The following is a 16,868-nucleotide window of genomic DNA, read 5'->3' as shown; positions in this document are numbered from 1 at the left end:
CGACAACCTGTTAGGCAACTTAGGAAATGACACAATTAATGCTGGCAACGGCAACGATCTTGTGTTTGGTAATGAAGGTACAGACTTGCTGTTTGGTGGGGCAGGAAATGACACGGTTTATGCCGGCAAAGAAAACGACAGTCTCGATGGCGGTATTGGCAACGACTTGCTGGTTGGTAACGATGAAAACGATCTTCTCTGCGGCGATGCTGGTAACGATACGCTTTTCGGCGGTAAGGGTAACGATCTCCTCGCTGGCGGTGCTGGTTCCGATTTCCTTTCCGGGGATATAGGAGATGATACTTTGACTGGCGGTTCGGGAAATGATGTATTTCTACTAAATCAAAGTTTGGGTAGTGACATCATTACTGATTTCCGCAAGGGCGAGGATTTAATTGGGTTGGCTCCCGGTTTGAGTTTCAATCAACTCAGCATTACATCTAGCAACAATCAAGCCTTGATTAGCGTCACAGGTAGCAATCAGTTGTTAGCGAAGCTTAACGGTGTTGCTGCGAATGCTCTCACCGCTACCGATTTTATCACTCTGTAGTTACCTCTTTTGTGCAGCAGTGCGATCGACAGTTAAAACCCCTGACAGTTGACAGTTAATAGTCTAAGATATTGTAGGGTGCGTCAGCGATTAGCCTAATTTTCAGGTAGTCCGCCATCCGTGCCTGACGCACCCTACTACTACTTTATTCCTTCGATTGCCAGGACTAAAGTCCTCACTACAAACTCATTCTATCGACAATGATATGAATTGTTAATTGTCAATTTTTCAATATTAAAAAATAAAAATAATTTGCAGATCCACTTCTGAATTTTCCCGGACTATTTCAATGCGATCGATAAACTCTCGAAAATAAAACCTGCGTTCCGATTCCGACAAATCCAGCCAAAATTGGGGAAGAGAAACAGTTTGAGCAGTTTCTCGCAAATTTACGGGGGGCATTTTCGCTAATTTACTTTGCAGTTCTGCAACTTCTGTGCGGATTTTATACGATCGCAAATCTGCCGTTTCTGCGTCCAAAATGCCGCTTTCGATCAGGGCGGGAAGTTGTTCTATAATTTTTTGTTTAGATGCGATCGCCCCGGCAATTCCGGCTTTGATTCCTTGGATGTCCGGCATTTGCAACTGGGCGATCGCATCGGGCAAATCGCGACAAATCCCTGCTATGGTTAATTGCAACACTTCTTCGTAGGAAATGCCGCTGCATTTAGGCTGTTGGGAACAGTTAATCGGTCGCAAATAAAGGTATTCTTTGTCTTTGCGGTAGGCTGTGACTTTCGCAACTGTCATGGACGATTTGCACTCGGCGCAAATTGCTAAACCTGCGAGGGAACGCGGGGCGCTGGCGCTGCGGGGAGCAAGGCGACTGTTACGCCGCAGCAATCTGTCTACTTGGGCGGCTTCTTCTCTGGAAATAATCGGGATGTGGGTGTTAGAAATTACTTGGCCGTTTTGATATTCTAAATCGCCTCGGTAGGCGGGATTTGTCAGCCAGCGGCGGCCTGTGCTGACGGAGATTTTTTTGTTGTATTTCTTTGCTAAATGGCGCACGGAACCGCGCAGGGAACCGTAGATGAGAAAGTGTTCAAAAAAGTCTTTGACGGCGGGGGAGGCGGTTTTGTCGATCGCATATTTGTCTTTGCCGCGCCGATAGCCGTAGGGGGCTTTTCCGGGTGGGGGAAGGGATTTGATGCGGTTGCGGGCGTGTCCTTTGCGAATGCTGCGGCTGTGTTGGCTGCGCTGGAGTTCGGCGAGGAGTTTGAGCAAATTAACTCTATTTTCTGTTTGTTTTTCGTCTGTGACAATTAGTTGGATGCCGAGGTTTTCTAGTTGTTCGAGGTGGGCGCACACTTGCTGTACTGTGTCGCCGAGTTCTTCAAAACGCTGAATTAGCAGGTATTTGACTGGTTCTGTTTGGCAGTCTTTTAGCAGTTGCTGGAGTTGCTGGCGCCCTCCTAAGTCTTGGTAGGTGCGATCGACCTCTTGGCCCCAAATTTCGGCTGCTGGTGCGGCTTCTAGCAGCGGTTCGGTGTAAGAGTAGGCGATGATTTTCATCTGTTACTCGCTGAGTTCAATGATATTCCCGTCTGGATCTTGGGTAAATAATGCCGATCGACCTGACGCGCTCATTTGTACGGGGCAATTGTGAGCGATTAATTGCTCTTTGGCTGCCTCTAAGTTAGCCACAGCAAACGCTAGATGTCGATTGCGCCCCAATTTCTCATGGTCTACGGCATCTGGTATAATTGTTGCCGCTAGAATTAGGTGTATCTGGAAGTTACCGATTTGATACCAGATTCCGGAAAATTTTAATTCGCGATCGATTTTTTGCAGTCCTAATACATTGCTGTAAAAGTGTTGGGATTTTTCGAGGTTGGAAACGAGCAGGGCGCTGTGGAGGGCTTGATTAATTTGCATTTTTGTTTGGTATTTATTTTTGTTTTTATTTTAACCGCTGATGAACGCTGATTTGTTGATGTTGGTAGAATTTTTGATAGGATAACATTATTAGTCCCCCTTAATACCGTCACAAAAATTCATAAACTGTAGCTAGAGCTTTTAAAACGTAATTCCGTCCGTTGAAGATACCTATCTATTGTAGCATTTCTATTGAGCTGAGGTACTCTCGGCAGTTAATTAACAATTCCTCAATTCCCCAATCTCAAAGCAAAAAATGGAAGGGTGCATCTCAATGCAAGCGAATATATCCGTAGGGGCGAAGCATGACCGCAGTCAATATGAGATTATAACTAATAATTTATATGCGGTCATGCTTCGCCCTCTTCAAAAGTGAGATGCTAAAATCTCAAATCTGAACCTGTACCTCATCTATCTGAGAAAAGCCATATGGCCTCAACTCTTTGGCAATTTCGCCTCCGCACCGCCCTCGTAGTTCCCTTTGTCCTGCAAATCGTTGCAGCAGTTGGCTTAGTCGGTTATCTTTCCTTCCGCAACGGACAACAAGCGGTAACGCATTTGGCTAACCAGTTAATGACTCAGGTGAGCGATCGCACTTATCGGCACTTAGATGACTATCTCTTAACTCCCCATCAAATTAATCAAATCAATATCGATGCGATCGAAACCAGATTGCTCGACATAAATAACTTAGATATTGCGGGACTTTATTTTTGGAAACAGGTGCAAGCATTCGATAATCTTGGCTTCATTTCCTATGGACTTTCAGATGGACGCTTCATTGGTGCTGGGCCAGTAAGACCGGGAGAAGGCATCAGCATTGCCGAAGTTTCAGCAAGGACAAACTGGAAAATTAACGCCCATTTAACCGACCGCCAGGGCAATCGAATTAAGGTAACACAGGTTGCTCCTTACGATACCGTGAAATTAGAATGGTACACTCAGGCAGCTCAAGCCGGGAAACCTATCTGGACTTCTGTTTATTCGCTAGATGAGCTTAACTTTATTGCTGTAGGGGCAATGCGTCCCATGTATGCCAAGGGCAAGCTAATCGGAGTGATCGGGGTCGATTTACAACTATCCAATATTACTACATTTCTGCACAACTTAAACTTTAGCAAATCCGGGCGAATTTTCATCATGGAACGAGACGGACAATTGATTGGAAATTCTGGCCCACAACCCTCTTTTATCAAGGTAAATAATCAAGTCAAACGCTTTAGCGCTCTCAACATCTCCGATCCTGCGATCCAAGCTGCTACTAAAGCGTTGCAAGAACGGTTCGGTAGCTTTAAAAATATTAAAAAGAGCCAAAAAATTAATATTAAAATTAAAGGTGAAAATTACTTTGTCCTCGTTGCTCCGTGGAAAGACAAGTTTGGGTTGGACTGGCCGATCGTAACGGTGGTTCCAGAATCTGATTTCATGGATAAAATTAATGCCAATACCCGCACCACAATTCTATTGTGTGCGATCGCATTTACTGTGGCAACGGCAATTGGAATTTTCACAGCCCGCTGGATTGCTAGCCCCATTGAAGCCATCACCCAAGCTTCGGAAGACATGGCTAACGGCGCTCTCGACAGACAGGTAAAAACTAGCTCCCTCATGGAACTAAAAAAACTTGCCAACTCCTTTAACAGCATGGCAGGACAACTCAAAGAATCCTTTGAAACTCTAGAAGATAAAGTTACAGAACGCACCACTGAACTCGCCACAGCTAACGCCGAAATTGTGACGCTCAATCACCGACTAAAAGCCGAAAATATGCGGATGAGTGCCGAACTATACATCCTCAAACAAATGCAGCAGTTGATTTTGCCTAAACACCAAGAAATGGAGGCAATTGAAGACTTAGATATTGCCGGATTCATGGAACCAGCCGATGAAGTAGGTGGCGATTATTACGATATTCTCCAGACTGAAGGTGTGGTGACTATTGGCATCGGCGATGTCACCGGACATGGCTTAGAAAGCGGTATTTTGATGGTGATGACTCAAGCGGTTGTCCGCACTCTTCACGAAATGCCCGAATTAAATCCGGTGCGCTTTTTAGATATTCTCAATCGCACTATTTATCTAAATATTCAGCGCATGAATTCAGATAAGAATTTGACGCTTGCTATCCTCAATTATGCCAATGGCAAAATCTGCATCAGTGGCCAGCATGAGGAAACTATTGTCGTTAGAAAAAGCGGTCAAATCGAGCGGATAGATACAATGGATTTGGGATTCCCGATTGGTTTAGACGAAAACATTTCAGAGTTGATTGACCAGGTTGTAGTAGAGTTAGAACCGGGGGACGGGGTGGTGCTATATACCGATGGCATTCCCGAAGCCAGAAATATCAACAAAAAATTCTACGGAATTGAAAGACTCTGTGAAGTGGTTTCGATTAATTGGCATAAAAGCGCCGAACAAATTAAGCAATCAGCCATTGAAGATTTGCGGGGATTTATTGGAGAACAAAAGGTTTTTGATGACATTACCTTGGTGGTTCTTAAAAAAAAGGATTAAGTCCTGTCTATCCCATAGAGTGTTCTGGATACAATGTTGGCAATCTGAAAATGACACCAAATAGTCCCGATCGCCATTTATGTTTCATCGTTCAAGCCCAACATACTCGATCGCTATTATTGTATCCTTTCCGACAAAACAAATAGCGATGCACTAATAAATTTGTAGGGAATTCAACCAACAGGAAGCTGGATATCCCAGATGTGACTGGAACAGGCTCCCGCTTCCCGGAAGCAAGCACTTCAAAGATTTTTAACAAAATTCATGAGACGTGCGATGGTTAGCCCTCGACATATCATTATTTTTTGTCAAATCTTCCCGAAATCTTGGGAGCAGTAGTAAACTAATAAATAATGAACACAAACAAGTTTGATAGTGCTTAAACATAACTTACGCGCAGGCAGCCAGAAACCGGGTTTTTTTTACTACAATACAGAGGTTGTAGCCAGCAGATTAGGTAAAAAACCCGGTTATGAAGGTCAGAGTGCGTCCAGGACTCTTAAACCAAAAGCTGACTAGGATTTAGCAACTATGCTTCAAATATCAATTCCAGGCTACCGCATGAGCGAACAACTCTACTCCGGCACCCGAACCTTGGTTTATCGAGGTGTTTCGGAATCAGACAATCGACCAGTCGTCATCAAATTGCTCAAGTCTGAGTATCCGACTTTCACCGAACTGGTGCAGTTTCGCAATCAGTACACCATTGCCAAAAATATTGATAATTCCGGTATAGTCAAACATTTAAGTCTGGAAACATATCGTAACGGTTTTGCTTTAGTAATGGAGGACTTTGGCGGTATTTCTCTGGCTGAATACATCACCAACGATGCTTTTGGAGTCCAGGGTAAATTCACCAATCGCCTAGCCATCTTTTTGCAAATAGCCATTCAAATTTGCTCGACATTAGAAATAATATATCGCAGCGGCATTATTCACAAGGATATCAAACCACAGAATATTATAATCAACCCTACAACCAAAGAAATCAAACTTATAGATTTTAGCATCTCATCGTTTTTGCCTAAGGAAAATCAAGAAATCAAAAACCCCAATATCTTGGAAGGGACATTAGCTTATATGTCTCCCGAACAAACTGGCAGAATGAATCGTGGGATTGACTACCGCACCGATTTTTACTCGCTAGGAGTAACTTTTTACGAACTGTTGACCGGACAATTGCCATTCCAATCTAAGGAGCAGATTGAGTTGGTTCACTGTCACATTGCTCGCCATCCAATTCCCCCGATCGCCCTAAATCCTGCCATCCCCCAAGTATTGAATGACATCGTGCTAAAACTGATGGCTAAAACAGCGGAAGCACGCTATCAAACAGCTTTTGGTATCAAACACGATTTAGAAAAATGCTTAAAAGAATACTCAGATTGTGGCACTATTCAACTGTTTGAATTAGGCAGCAGAGACATTTCCGAATGCTTTGTGATTCCAGAAAAACTTTATGGCAGAGAAAGCGAAGTTTCGAGCCTGTTAGCAGCCTTCGGGCGCGTTGCCTGTCTCCAGGAAAATCCCCCAGCATCCGATTTGGAGGTTTCCTCTTCTAACAGCCGAGAACCGCATAAAATCCCCGGTACAGCTACTACCGAAATCATGCTGGTAACGGGTTTTTCTGGGATTGGCAAAACCGCTGTGATTAACGAAGTTCACAAGCCCATTGTTCAGCAGCGGGGATACTTTATCAAAGGAAAATTTGACCAATTCAAGCGCGATATTCCCTTTTCGGCATGGGTACAAGCTCTGCAAAGTTTTATGCGACAATTGCTGACAGAAAGTGCTGCTCGCGTTCAGCAGTGGCAAGCCCAAATTTTGTCAGCTTTAGGGGATAATGCTCAGGTAATTATTGATGTTATCCCAGAATTAGAACTGCTGATTGGCAAGCAACCTGTTGTACCGGAACTAGAACCAAATTCTGCACTAAATCGCTTCAATCTATTATTTCAAAAGTTCCTTCGTGTCTTTGCTACCAAAAATCACCCCTTAGTCATTTTCTTAGATGATTTGCAATGGGCAGATTCAGGATCTCTGAAATTAATGCAATTGTTGGTGGGCGAATCAGAAGGTCAACATTTGTTGCTAATTGGCGCCTATCGAGATAATGAAGTGTCCAAGGTTCATCCATTAATGCTGACTTTATCAGAGATTCGCAAGCTAGGTGGGGGTTCATCTTCTCTACAAAAACAGGGGAGCGCTCGCTCGGGCACTATAATTAATCAAATTACTCTCGCGCCACTTTCAATATTTGACTTGAATCGTCTGGTTGCTGATGCTTTAAGTTGTGCGATCGACAGAGCTCTTTCCTTGACAGAAATCATTTTCAAAAAAACTAATGGAAATCCTTTTTTTAGCAATCAATTCCTCAAGAAACTCCACGAAGATAAGTTAATCTATTTCGATTTTGCATCCCGATTGCCAGGGGGAGATAGGGGTGGTTGGCAGTGCGATCTTACTAAAATCAGAGAATTGGCAGTCAGCGATGATGTAGTCGAGTTTGTTGCGAATAACTTGCAGAAATTGCCGATCGCTACTCAAGATGTTTTAAAATTAGCTGCTTGTATTGGCTGCCAATTTGATTTAGAAACTTTAGCGCTAGTCTGCGAAAATTCTCAAATAGACACCGCAGCCTACTTGTGGAAAGCATTGCAAGAAGGTCTAATTTTACCGCAAAGTGAAGTTTACAAATTTTTTGGAGACGATCGGGAGTCTGCACAATTGCCTGTTGCCGATCGTCAATTGCCAAGTTACAAATTTTTGCACGATCGCGTTCAACAAGCGGCCTATTCTTTGATTCCAGACGACGCAAAGCAGTCAACTCACCTAAAAATTGGCAGATTGCTGCTGCACAAGGGCGGGCACGCACCATCCACCGCCCCTACGGAAGATCGGATATTTGATATTGTCAACCACTTGAACATGGGAGTGGACTTAATTTGCGATCGCACCGAAAGACATCAACTAGCTTCCTTGAATTTAATTGCTGGGCGCAAAGCTAAAAATTCCACAGCTTATGCTGCTGCTGTTGATTACTTAACTACCGGCAGAAATCTGCTACCAGATGATAGCTGGACGAATTTATACGACTTGACGCTCGATCTTTATGTAGAAGCGGTTGCAGCCGAATATTTGAATACCAATTTCGATTTATCGCACCAACTGGCCCAAATAGTTCTATCTCGATCGCACAATCTCCTCGATCAATTCCGAGTTTACGAAGCGCAAATTCAGTCTTATATTGCCCAAAATCAGATGAAATCGGCAGTGGATACTGGATTGCAAGTTCTGGGAATGCTGGGTGTTGCTTTGGAAACACAACTGCCGGCGGTGGTGCAGATACCCGCTTTAGCTAATCTGGCAGAAATCAACGATCGTTATAAAATTGCTGCTTTGAGGGTTTTATGTGCGATCGCATCTGCCGCTTATCTAGCTAGTCCAGAACTTTACCCAGCCGTTGTCTTTACAATGGCACATATTTGCAGCAAATACGGAAACTCTCCACCTGCTAGTTATGCCTATGCTTGTTGCAGCTTAATCTGTCAAACAATCGGAGACATTGAATTAGGCTATCAATACGGTCAACTATCTTTGCAAGTATTAGATAAATTTCCCTCCACAGAATTTGAATCTAAAGTTATAATGGTCTACAATGCTTGCGTGAGACATTGGAAAGAACCTAGTCGAGCGACAATACCGTCTTTGATGTCAGCAGTCCACAGCGGTTTAGAAAGCGGCGATATCGAGTATGCTTGCTATTCTGCTATGTATCTTTGCATCTACAGCTTCTTTAGCGGTGAAGATTTAACATCTGTAGATCTAAAATACGACCAATATCTTGAATTAATGCTCAATTCCAAGCAAGAATATCAGACTTATTATACCCAGATATGGCGACAGCTAACATTAAATTTACAAGGATTAGCTGAGGACAAATGTCGGTTAGTTGGCGATAGTTTTAATGAAGATGAACTGCTGCCTGTTTTGCTAGCAGCCAATAATGTTTCTTCCCTCTTTGGAGTTTATTTTGCTAAATTGGTTGTCAACTATTTGTTTGGCGATCGCGAAAGTGCCGTAGAAAATGCCCAGCTAGCAGAGCAATATGTCGTTGGTGTCGGTTCGCTGATGATGGTACCGCAGCACAACTTTTACCATTCCCTAGCCCTGCTGGCGCTGTATCCCGATGCTGAGCCGATCGCGCGATCGCAATATTTGACCCAAGTGAGAGCCAATCAGGAAAAAATGCAAACCTGGGCATTCCACGCACCGATGAATTACCAACACAAGTACGACTTAGTAGCAGCAGAAATAGCACGAATATTGGGAGACAGGCTCGAAGCCATCGATTTGTACGATCGCGCCATTGCTACCGCCAAACAAAACCAATACCTTCAAGAAGAAGCACTCTTCAGCGAACTTACAGCTAAATTCTACCTGGAATTAGGCAAAGATAAAATTGCCCGCGTCTATCTAACAGACGCTTACTACGCTTATGCTCGCTGGGGTTCCCAGGCCAAAGTCCATGATTTACAACAAAAATATTCCCAATTGCTCGGCCCCATTCTCCAACAAGACAACACTTTTTATACAGGAGAGACAATTGCTGAAACAATTGTGGCAGAGATTACTTCCAGCAGCCAAAATGTTTCCAATTTCCTCGACCTAGAAACAGTAATTAAAGCTTCTCAAGCCATATCGGGAGAAATCAATGTCGAGGAACTGCTATCAACCTTAATCCGAATACTGATCGAAAATGCAGGTGCATCCAAAGGCTCTCTGATCTTAGAAAGGGATAGTAAATTATTGATTGTTGCTAAATGTTTAGACAAACAGTCTTATTTGCCAAATATTCCAGTTTCTCAAAGCCAAGATCTTCCCATCACAGCCATTAACTACGTCTGGCGTACCAGAGAAACCTTGGTAATAAACGATATTGCTGTAGAAAATATCTTTGCAGCAGATCCCTACATTATTCAGCACCAACCTAAATCTGTATTGTGTACTCCCATTGTCAACAAAGGTCAAGCGATCGGCATTCTGTACTTAGAAAACAGTCTCGCCACAGGTGCATTTACTGCTGACAGATTAGAAGTATTAAAAATCCTATCTTCCCAAGCTGCTATCTCCATTGAAAATGCTCTGCTCTATCAAACTCTAGAAGATAAAGTAGAAGAACGTACTGCCGAACTTGCTCAAGCTAATCAAGCAATTTCTGCCCTCAACCAGCGCCTCAAAAACGAAAATGTTCGGATGAGTGCAGAACTCGATATCATCAAACAAATGCAGCAGTTAATTCTACCAAAGCCAGCGGAATTAGCAGCAATTGCAGAGTTAGATATTGCAGGATTTATGGAAGCAGCCGATGAAGTTGGTGGCGATTACTACGACGTACTTTTTAATGATGGGGTGGTAACGCTCTGCATTGGTGATGTCACCGGACACGGACTAGAAAGTGGTATTTTGATGGTGATGACTCAAACGGCTGTTCGCACTCTCCAGGAAGTTAAAGAACTTGACCCTGTGCGCTTTTTAGATACCCTGAACCGCACTATTTATAAAAATATTCAGCGGATGAACTCGGACAAAAACCTCACGCTAGCTCTCCTCAATTACGAAGACAGCCAAATTAGTATTAGCGGTCAACATGAGGAAACTCTCGTAGTCCGAAAAGGCGGTAAGATTGAACGCATTGACATGATGGATTTAGGATTTCCCATAGGCTTAGATGAGGATATTTCAGATTGGATCGGTCATCTTTTAGTAGACTTAGAGCCGGGGGATGGTGTCGTGCTTTACACTGATGGCATCCCCGAAGCTAGAAATATCCACAAACAATTCTACGGCCTGGAAAGACTCTGTGCTGTGGTTTCTCAAAACTGGCATTTGAGCGCCGAACAAATCAAGCAATCTGCGATCGATGATTTGCGAAAATTCATTGGAGCGCAAAAGGTATTTGATGACATTACTTTGCTAGTATTGAAGCAACAGGGAAATCTTGTGCATAATTTATGATTGACGGTCATCAACCAGGTTTATAACATCGCTGTTTCATTGAGTGGCGAAGCATCGAAGCAGAAGCCGGATTTGCAGAGCCGCCCGTGTAAGTTATAGTAATGAACAGCGAGCGAGTGAAACAATTTTGCGTTCCCAGATTCGGGAGTATAAATTATGAACCCCAAAATAAATTTAGCACAATCTACATCTACAGAATCACTCAATACCCAGCTACAGGATTTGATGCAAAAACTTGAGGAAGCCGAAGAGGAAAAAAATAGCTATGAAACTTTAGTAGACATTATCACGGAACACTCCACCGCTCTGGAAAAGCAGATCCGTCATAAAAATAGAGAAATGCAGACTTACATTCACCAGGTAAAAAAGGTGATAGATGCAGCTATTGCTGTGAAAAACAACAGCTTCGAGCCTCAGATATTGTCAGAGGTTGCAGCCCGCAGTGATGCACTCGGAGAACTGGCACAGGTGTTCTCGCATATGGTGCAAACGGTGAAAGCGCGGGAACAGGAATTAGAGAAACTTTTGCAAGCCTACGGACGTTTTGTCCCCGATGAATATCTCCAATTTCTTGGAAAGAAAAGCATTGTAGATTTCCAGCTTGGAGATCGCGTCAGCAAAGAAATGGCAATCATGTTTTCGGATTTGCGTTCGTTTACAACGATGGCGGAGCAAATGACTCCTCAAGAAAACTTCAATTTCATCAATACATACTTACAGCAAATTATTCCCGAAATTCGCAAGCACAACGGTTTTATTGTCAAGTATATGGGAGATGGACTGATGGCAGTTTTTCCCGACGGCGTTGATGATGCTATTCAGGCGGGAATTATGAAGGTTGAACAGTTGCAAAAATTAAATCAAAGCCGTAAAATAAATGGGGAGATACCGCTGAATATTGGCATCGGTATCCATGTCGGTGATACGATGGTTGCAATTATTGGAGATGCCAATCGGATGCAAGCTGATGCGCTGTCCGATCATGTCAATCTCACGGCTCGTCTGGAAAGTTTAACTAAGTATTATGGCGTCTCTTTATTAATTTCAGGAGATGTGGTAAAACGTTTGAGTCAACCCGAAAAGTATCATATTCGATTTTTGGATCGGGCAATTGTCAAAGGTAGACAAGAAGCCATTACTGTTTGTGAGGTGTTAGATGTTGAAGTAGAACCTGTGCGATCGCTCAAAATTCAAACTTTGCCTATTTTTGACGAAGGTCTAGAACAATATTGTCAGGGAAATTTTGCTAATGCCCAAGATTGTTTTGAACATATAGTAGAGCTAAATCCTGCTGACAAACCCAGCCAAATTTACCTAAGACGCATCCAAGAATTGTTAGAAAAGAGTCTTCCCGCTAACTGGAATGGCGTCTGGAAATTTACCCAGAAGTGACATTGACACATTAACAGGAGGCAGAAAAATAATGACATCTGGAAGTTTACAAACTATGACACAAGTCTTTGGAGAATTCATCGACCAGTTTCCACCGGAACACGACTCCCTAGAACTTACATTTACGCCAAGTTCTCGCCCCATCAAGCAGCGCTGGCGCAACAATAGGGTATCGGCTCATTTTGTTGCCGATTATTTGTCCAGCTTTCTCCCGGTGGACGAGCAGGATGCTAGCAGCGAGAAACGGATTAAACAAAGTAAGGGAGCTGTGAGCTACATTGCTAATGAACTATTAGAAAATGCCATCAAGTTTACTGATGATAATTGCAATCATAAGGTAAGGTTTGGGATACACTTTATAGGAGAATCTGATGTGACTGCCGTAATTTTTGCCACTAACTATGTGCAGCAACCAGCGGCTAATAAATTGCAGGAATTCATTGCAGAACTGTTTAATTCCGACTCTGATGAACTATATTTACAGCAGCTTGAAAAGAATGCTGAATCTGAAAGTGAAACATCGGGACTGGGATTGCTGACGATGATTAATGACTATTCAGCTAAGATTGGTTGGAAATTTGAGAGGATCTCTGATGGTTCCAATATGCTAGCTATTACGACAATCGTTCAAATTAGCGTTTAATTTCAATTTTTTTAAGATTGACGAATTCACAAATGGATACAAGCCCCCCCCACACTTCTCAGTGGTTAACCCCAAATTTTAGACCGAAGTTGAACCTCCTAAATTGATCTGTGGAGTCAATCTCAAATCGAAAAATGGAAATCGACTGATTCTTTTGTCCCACAATAATTCACTCAGGAAACGACAAAACAATGGATATTCAGGAAATCAAAGGTCAAGACTACTGTATTCAATACGATCCAAAATCGGTGACAGTCTGTTTCCAAGGCGAACTCAGCTTAGATGGAGCGCCAGATTATAAGCCAATCGTCGATCTATTAGATGAGGTAGCTAATCCCGAACCGCCTACTATTACCTTGAACCTAACAAAATTGGATTTTGTTAATAGTTCTGGTATTAATATGCTGTCTAAGTTTGTGATTAGTGTACGGAAAAAGAAAACGATTCAACTTTTGGTAGTGGGTTCACAAGATGTTCCTTGGCAACAGAAATCTCTCAAGAATCTAGAAAAGCTATTGCCAACTTTGAAGTTACAATTGGAGTAGGTGATGTGTAATTTTTAAGCACAATTAATTATTTTCACGGGACGCCCGTGCCACACTTATTTTCACGGGACGCCCGTGCAACACTTATTTTCACGGGACGCCCGTGCCACAATTTATCATAAATTTGGATGCTTATCAACTGTTTAAGTTTGTTGTACTGGCAGTTCAATGATAAACTCGGTTCCCTTCCCCAATTCGGACTCGCACCTGAGCGTTCCTCGGTGATTTTCTACTAGGATTTTGTAGACAATAGATAATCCTAAACCAGTACCTTTACCGATCGCCTTGGTGGTAAAAAACTGCTCGAACATTCGTTTTTTTACCTCTGCTGTCATTCCCGATCCCGTGTCAGAAATCCTGACTCTGACGCAATCTAGCCCAGCGAGTTCTGTGCGTATCGAAATTCTTAGGGCTGGATCGGGCTGATTTTTTGCTGCCTCGTCCAAAGCATCGATCGCGTTACTAATTAGATTCATAAATACTTGATTTAGTTGTCCGGCATAACACTCTACACCAGGCAATTTTTCATAATTTTTAACTATTTGAATCTCGCGACGGTCTTTTTTAGCATTGAGACGGTTACGCAAAATTAGGATGGTGCTGTCAATACTGTCGTGCAAATCGCACAGGTTCATGTTAGTGTTATCTGTTCGCGAAAAGCTGCCCATGGATTTGACTATTTCGCGAATGCGATCGGAACCCATGTGCATGGAAGACATAACTTTAGGCAAGTCTTCAACTAGAAATTCGAGATCGATGTCTTGGATTTGATCTTTTATTTCGGAACAGGGATTGGGATAGTGTTCTTGATATAGACGCAGCAGGTTCAGTAAATCTTGGGTATAAATTTCGGCATGGCTCAAGTTGCCGTAAATAAAACTAACTGGGTTATTAATTTCGTGGACGATACTTGCCATTAGGGCTCCCAGGGAAGACATTTTTTCGCTGTGGAGGAGTTGAGCTTGAGTTTGCTTGAGTTCGCGAAGTGCGCGATCGATTTGGGCTGCTTGAGCTTCGGCTTTGGAGGTGGCTGCACAGCTTTCTTGATAGAGTTCAACCTGTTTGAGGTCGATTTCAAATTGTTCGATTTCGCTTTCTTGCTGGTACTGACTCACGACGGCATCGAAAGCTGCTAGCAATTCGCCACCGGCAGCTTCGATAATGTACTGTAGATGGGGATTCTCCTGCCTGAGTTCGGTGTCTGGAACTTGCACTAATGCTTTTATGCGATCGATATATTCGCGCAGTTGCTTGTCTAGATACAGCGGCGCCTCAAAATACATCGCTTTGACGGTGGGTGAAGGGGGACTCGCCAAGTTGATGCTGCTGTCAGTATGAATTAAATCGTGGTGAGATTTTTCCATAAGCTCGATCGCCTCTAACAAATTTCCGCGCAGTTTGGCTCTTTCTGGCGCATTCCCAGAGCCAACTAACCTCATGCAAAAAAATGCCGATCGCTGGGAAAGCATTCGCTGGCGGCCGCTGATGTTAATTACCGCTGCACTAACTTTTCTGGCTGTCGTAATTTCTTCCAGATTAAAGTAGTTTCTCAGTGCCGCCATTCGTAATACTCCAGAATCAACTAAATGTTTGTAGCTCGTGCTGATACAAGATTGTATAACCATAAAAAAAATTGTACAATACAGCAAGTAATATATGCTGTCTTTACTATTAAAGTAGTATACTTTAATACAATTATTTTTTATTGCTTGCTTGTAGCAGAAGAAAGAAGGAAAAAGAAGGAAAAAGAACAAGAATAAGCAATCAACTGCATGGGGAAAAGGCTATTCAGAGTGTTCTAACCGTCGAACGTGCCATATCATAATTTTCTAGAATTTCGCTTGTTGCAAAGGTTTTCTTAATTATCCAAAAATTTACTAATCAATTTTGCGATAATTTGAGCTTGAGTTTGCGGCAACCCGTGAGTGGCGTTGGGAATAATTGCTAACTCAGCTCCCGGTATCTCATTGGCGTAGGTTTGACAGTGCCATAGAGGAATTGTTTCGTCGCTATCTGCTGCAATGACTAAGGTAGGAATTTGCAATTTGTGAATTTCTTTTTCTACTGTGTCAACGGCGTCTTCTGGTCGCATCCGGCTCATTAAAAATGACCTTGCTACTGGTTGATACATTAGCTCCCTGCGCCACCCGGAAATTTCTTGCAATTTCTCACTTTTCCCCGCTAATCTAGCAAAAGGTTTTGCTAGCTGCAAGGCCCAATCAACGGCGGGTGTTTCCCACAGCAATGGTCGCAAAGCATCGTACTGACCGCAAAAACTGTCGTCCCGGATTCCCGCAGGTGCTGCTAACACTAAACTGCTGACAGATTTGGGATATTTTAGGGCGTATGCAGATGCTACCCAACCGCCAAAAGAATGTCCGATGATGCCGCATGGTTCGATGTTTAGTTGTTGTACAACTTGCCGCACAAAAGCAACTTCTACAGCTACGTCGTATTGGATTTGTGGTTTGCTGGATTCTCCAAAACCTAACATATCTAAACTGATGCACCGAAATTGAGATTGCAATAATTCAATTAAGGGTAGCCAGCAAGTCTTTTCTCCGAAAAAACCGTGCAGCAACAATAAGGGTGGGCCGTTTCCAATGTCGAGGTAGGTGGCTGTTTGGCTGTGGCTATTGACAAATGTACTTAATGTGTGCTTGTGTGCTACTGCTGCTTGGGACTGCATGGGCGATCGACTCCTGATCAGAAGGAAGAAGGAAGAAGGAAGAGGGAAGAAGGAAGAGGGAAGAGGGAAGAGGGAAGAGGGAAGAGGGAAGAAGGAAGAAGGAAGAGGGAACAGTGCCCTTCGGCTTCGCTCTAGGTAAAAAGAGGGAAGAGGGAAGAAGGAAGAGGGCTTTTTTTATTGTCGTGAGAGAAGGAAGAAGATATACACGGCAGGCTTGAGCGCGATCGGCATTTTACTTTTAATGAGGTGGATTTACTTAATTTAAGCAATACTTGTAAATAATTGTAACAAAAGAGCAGTCCAAAGGTTAAACTTCATTACAGAGTACAGAATTAGAAATAGAGCGTGATAGTCTCTATTATTATTTCAAAAATACTGCAAACTCAAAGCAGGAGAACACTTTGAACTCTACTTTAAAACGTTACCCGGCTTGCTCCCTGCGCGAAGATGTCAGTGAGTACGTAGCACACCTACAGCTTCACATGACTTTACAAGCTCGAAATTTGCTCCCTACGATTACTACTGCTAAGGACAGCCGCGAACAACTGTTGCAGCAGACTCAGGCTCATTTTGAGAAGCGTGTTTCTCGCCAATCTCTTTAAAGAATTTTTCGGTTTCCCAATTGTTACGATCGCC

12 protein-coding genes are annotated in these 16,868 nt (G+C 43.0%); 8 read left to right on the top strand and 4 right to left on the bottom strand.

Annotated features, from left to right (window positions below; genetic code table 11):
• Positions 1-550 (top strand): calcium-binding protein (locus JGK22_RS03535; RefSeq protein WP_293312342.1); only part of this gene is annotated, 550 nt, incomplete at its 5' end.
• A 234-nt stretch (positions 551-784) separates the two neighbouring features.
• On the opposite strand, the gene JGK22_RS03530 is transcribed toward JGK22_RS03535, so the two are convergent.
• Positions 785-2,065 carry a recombinase family protein gene (locus JGK22_RS03530; RefSeq protein ID WP_293198706.1) on the bottom strand — a complete coding sequence of 427 codons (1,281 nt, stop codon included), beginning with the start codon at positions 2,063-2,065 and terminating at the stop codon, positions 785-787.
• A 3-nt stretch (positions 2,066-2,068) separates the two neighbouring features.
• Positions 2,069-2,428: a VOC family protein gene (locus JGK22_RS03525; RefSeq protein WP_293185933.1), complete on the bottom strand. Its 360-nt coding sequence runs from the start codon at positions 2,426-2,428 to the stop codon at positions 2,069-2,071.
• A gap of 429 nt (positions 2,429-2,857) precedes the next feature.
• Between JGK22_RS03525 and JGK22_RS03520 the strand changes: the two genes are divergently transcribed.
• The 5 genes from JGK22_RS03520 (at position 2,858) to JGK22_RS03500 (ending at position 13,543) form a co-directional block, all read left to right on the top strand.
• Positions 2,858-4,945, top strand: coding sequence for a SpoIIE family protein phosphatase (locus tag JGK22_RS03520; protein WP_293185932.1), 2,088 nt, complete (start codon positions 2,858-2,860; stop codon positions 4,943-4,945).
• A 531-nt stretch (positions 4,946-5,476) separates the two neighbouring features.
• Positions 5,477-10,963, top strand: coding sequence for an AAA family ATPase (locus JGK22_RS03515; protein WP_293312340.1), 5,487 nt, complete (start codon positions 5,477-5,479; stop codon positions 10,961-10,963).
• A 156-nt stretch (positions 10,964-11,119) separates the two neighbouring features.
• Positions 11,120-12,355 (top strand): adenylate/guanylate cyclase domain-containing protein, encoded by a 1,236-nt coding sequence (locus JGK22_RS03510; protein WP_293185929.1) that lies wholly within the window; start codon positions 11,120-11,122, stop codon positions 12,353-12,355.
• Positions 12,356-12,410: 55 nt separating this feature from the next.
• Positions 12,411-12,998: a DUF6272 family protein gene (locus JGK22_RS03505; protein WP_293185927.1), complete on the top strand. Its 588-nt coding sequence runs from the start codon at positions 12,411-12,413 to the stop codon at positions 12,996-12,998.
• A 191-nt stretch (positions 12,999-13,189) separates the two neighbouring features.
• Positions 13,190-13,543, top strand: a complete 354-nt coding sequence (locus JGK22_RS03500) for an STAS domain-containing protein (RefSeq protein ID WP_293185925.1) — start codon at positions 13,190-13,192, stop codon at positions 13,541-13,543.
• Between the two features lie 143 nt (positions 13,544-13,686).
• On the opposite strand, the gene JGK22_RS03495 is transcribed toward JGK22_RS03500, so the two are convergent.
• Complete coding sequence (locus tag JGK22_RS03495; RefSeq protein ID WP_293198701.1) at positions 13,687-15,105, bottom strand: ATP-binding protein; 1,419 nt, start codon at positions 15,103-15,105, stop codon at positions 13,687-13,689.
• Positions 15,106-15,401: 296 nt separating this feature from the next.
• Positions 15,402-16,232 carry an alpha/beta hydrolase gene (locus JGK22_RS03490; protein ID WP_293226064.1) on the bottom strand — a complete coding sequence of 277 codons (831 nt, stop codon included), beginning with the start codon at positions 16,230-16,232 and terminating at the stop codon, positions 15,402-15,404.
• Between JGK22_RS03490 and JGK22_RS03485 the strand changes: the two genes are divergently transcribed.
• The gene (locus tag JGK22_RS03485; RefSeq protein WP_293185919.1) at positions 16,231-16,371 is read left to right on the top strand and encodes a hypothetical protein; all 141 of its coding nucleotides are present in this window, start codon (positions 16,231-16,233) and stop codon (positions 16,369-16,371) included. The genes JGK22_RS03490 and JGK22_RS03485 overlap by 2 nt on opposite strands.
• 262 nt (positions 16,372-16,633) lie before the next feature.
• A complete protein-coding gene (locus tag JGK22_RS03480) occupies positions 16,634-16,834 on the top strand; it encodes a hypothetical protein (RefSeq protein ID WP_293155365.1) in 201 nt (66 codons plus the stop codon).
• The last annotated feature ends 34 nt before the right edge of the window (positions 16,835-16,868 follow it).

The organism is Microcoleus sp. PH2017_08_TRC_O_A (genome assembly GCF_020738665.1).
GTDB lineage: Bacteria > Cyanobacteriota > Cyanobacteriia > Cyanobacteriales > Microcoleaceae > Microcoleus.
The sequence above is the reverse complement of the archived record's forward strand: the minus strand, read 5'-3'. Positions and strand labels throughout refer to the sequence as shown.